Here is a 2968-nt window from a genome sequence, read left to right on the forward strand (position 1 = left end):
CCTCAGGCGCCCAGAGCGCCCCCCGGGGCGAGCGTCTGGGCGAGCGCGCGACTGGGGTGCGCCCGATCCCAGAATGCTAGCAGGGAGGCGTACGGCTGCCCGTCCGCGATCCGCCGCACCTCGGCCTCACCGATGCCGTGCACGTCGGAGAGGGCGAGCCGGAGGCCCCACACGGCAGGTGATTCAGACACCAGTTCGATACGGTGGGCGACCGCCGACCGGTTCACGTCCAACGGCAGGATCGGCACCCCGCGCCGGCGCGCGTCCGCCAGCAGCAGCCGCTTCGGGTACATCCCGGGATCGTGCGTGAGCAGCCCCGCGTAGAAGGCGGCCGGGTGGTGCGCCTTCAGCCACGCCGACTGGTACGTCGGTACGGCGAAGGCGACCGCGTGCGCCTTGCAGAAGCCGTACGAGCCGAAGGCCTCGATGATCTCCCAGGTCCGCTGAATGGTTTCCGCGTCGTATCCGTGCGCTGCGGCGTGCTGCGCGAACCAGAACCGGATCCGCCCCTGCGACTCCGGGTCGGACAGCCCGCGCCGCACCCGGTCCGCCTCGCCGCGACCGCAGCCGGTCATGATGTCGACGATGTCGATGATCTGCTCGTGGAAGACGACGACCCCGTAGGTGTCGCGCAGCGGTTCCGCCAGGTCCGGGTGCGGGAAGCGGACCGGCGCCCGCCCGTGCCGCGCCTCGATGAACGGCCGCACCATGTCGGCGGCGACCGGACCGGGCCGGAAGAGGGAGATGTCGACGACCAGGTCGTGGAACGTGCTCGGCTGCAGCCGCCCCACCAGGTCCCGCTGCCCCGGCGACTCGATCTGGAAGCAGCCCAGCGTCTCGGTGGACCGGATGAGCCCGTACGTCGCCGGGTCGCCCGGCGCGACCGCGTCCAGGTCGATCCGCTCCCCCGTGGCCCGCTCCACCTCGGCGACCGCGTGCGCCATCGCCGACTGCATCCGCACCCCGAGCACATCGAGCTTGAGCAGCCCGAGGTCCTCCACGTCCTCCTTGTCGAACTGCGACATGGGGAACCCCTCCCCGCTGGTCGGCACGACCGGCGTACGGGAGAGGAGGGAGGCGTCGGACAGGAGCACTCCGCAGGGGTGCATGGCGATGCCGCGCGGAAGCGCGTCGAGGGCCTCGGTCAGCTCCCACAGCCTGCCGTACCTCTCCCGCTCGCCCGCGAGCCGGCGCAGCTCGGGCAGCTCCTCCAGGGCCGCGCGGGCGTCGCGGGCACGGATGTGCGGGAAGGACTTGGCGATGCGGTCGATCTCGGCCGGGTCCATGGACAGGGCCGCGCCCACGTCACGGATCGCGTGGCGGACCCGGTACGTCTCCGGCATGGAGACGGTGGCGACCCGCTCGGTGCCGAACCGGTCGATGATCGCCCGGTAGACCTCCAGACGGCGCGCCGACTCCACGTCGATGTCGATGTCGGGCAGCACGACCCGCTCCTTGGACAGGAAGCGCTCCATCAGCAGCCCGTGCTCGACCGGATCGGCGTGCGCGACGCCGAGGAGGTGGTTGACGAGGGAGCCCGCGCCGGAGCCCCGCGCGGCGACCCGGATACCCATCTCCCTCACGTCGTCCACCACTTGGGCGACCGTGAGGAAGTAGGAGGCGAAGCCGTGGTGGGCGATGATGTCCAGCTCACGGTGCATCCGCTCCCAGTAGGCGCGCTTCCCGGTGTAGCCGCGCAGCACCATCCCCGCCGCCGCCCGCGAGGCCAGCGCCCGCTGGGCGGTGCGGCGGCCGGCGCCGACTAGGTGCGGCTCGGGGAAGTGGACCGTGCCGATGCCGAGGTCGTCCTCGGGGTCGACCAGGCACTCGGCGGCCGTCGCCCGGGTCTGTTCCAGCAGGCGGTGGGCGGTGTCGCGCCGGTAGCCCGCGGCCTCCACGATCCGCTCGGCGACCCCGAGCATGACGTCCGCGTCCTTGAGCCAGGCCTCTCCGGAGTCCAGCTCCTTGGCCGGGTCGATCGGGACGAGCCGGCGGGCGGCGTCCAGGACGTCGGCGACCGGGCCCTGGCCGGGGTCGGCGTACCGGACGGCGTTGCTGAGCACCGGGCGGATCCCCTGCTCGGCGGCGAAGCCCACGGTGCGGGCGGCCAGGCGCAGGGAGCCGGAGCCGGTGCCCGTGCGGCCGTGCCAGACGGCCTCCAGCCGCAGGGCGTCGCCGTAGACCTCGCGCCAGGGGGCGAGCAGCCGGGCCGCGCGGTCCGGGCGCCCGGCGGCGAGGGCACGGCCGACGTCGGAGGCGGGGCCCAGCAGGACGGTCAGACCGTCGGCGTGGTTGCCGGACCAGGTCAGGAGGGGGGTGCCCGCGGATGAGGGTCCCCCCTGTTCGAGCGAAGCCGAGAACTTGGGGGAGTGGGCGTCGGTGACCAGACGGCACAGGTCGGCCCAGCCGCGGGCGCCGTCCCGGGCGAGGAAGGTCGCGCGGGGCGCCGACTCGTCGACGAAGGCGCCGCCGCGTACGGGGGTACGGCGCCTTTCCCGCCGTACGGAGTCGTCCTCCCGCACCCGCGCGGGCCCCTCCACCGCCAGCTCGACGCCGAACAGCGGACGGACACCCGCCTTGGCGCAGGCCTTGGCGAAGCGGACCGTGCCGGAGACGGTGTCGCGGTCGGTCAGGGCGAGGGCGTCCATGCCCCGCTCGGCGGCGCGCTCGGCGAGCCGCTCCGGGTGCGAGGCCCCGTACCGCAGGGAGAACCCGGAGACGGTGTGCAGATGCGTGAAACCCGGCACACGCACCTCCCGCACTCGTGAGCCCCGACCAGCTCTCGAACATCAGTTCCCTACCCCGACACCCACCATACCTCCATTTCCGAACACCTGTGCGACTTCCGTCGGAGCGTGTCCCACCTGCGCAAACGTCCGGAGCGCGCGGGAGTGCCCCCCCCCCCGCCGGGGGGGGGGCAGCCCAGGGACCGGGTGGGGGGGGGATCGCGTATTGGGGGCCCGCCGGG

General features: G+C 73.7%; 1 protein-coding gene. It reads right to left on the reverse strand.

Features of this window, described 5'->3' with window-relative positions:
* Positions 1–2: 2 nt before the first annotated feature.
* On the reverse strand, positions 3–2747 hold the full coding sequence (dnaE, locus tag ACFW2E_RS35970; protein ID WP_384472946.1) for a DNA polymerase III subunit alpha: 2745 nt from the start codon (positions 2745–2747) through the stop codon (positions 3–5).
* Between the last annotated feature and the right edge of the window lie 221 nt (positions 2748–2968).

The organism is Streptomyces sp. NPDC058964 (assembly GCF_042741275.1).
GTDB lineage: Bacteria > Actinomycetota > Actinomycetes > Streptomycetales > Streptomycetaceae > Streptomyces.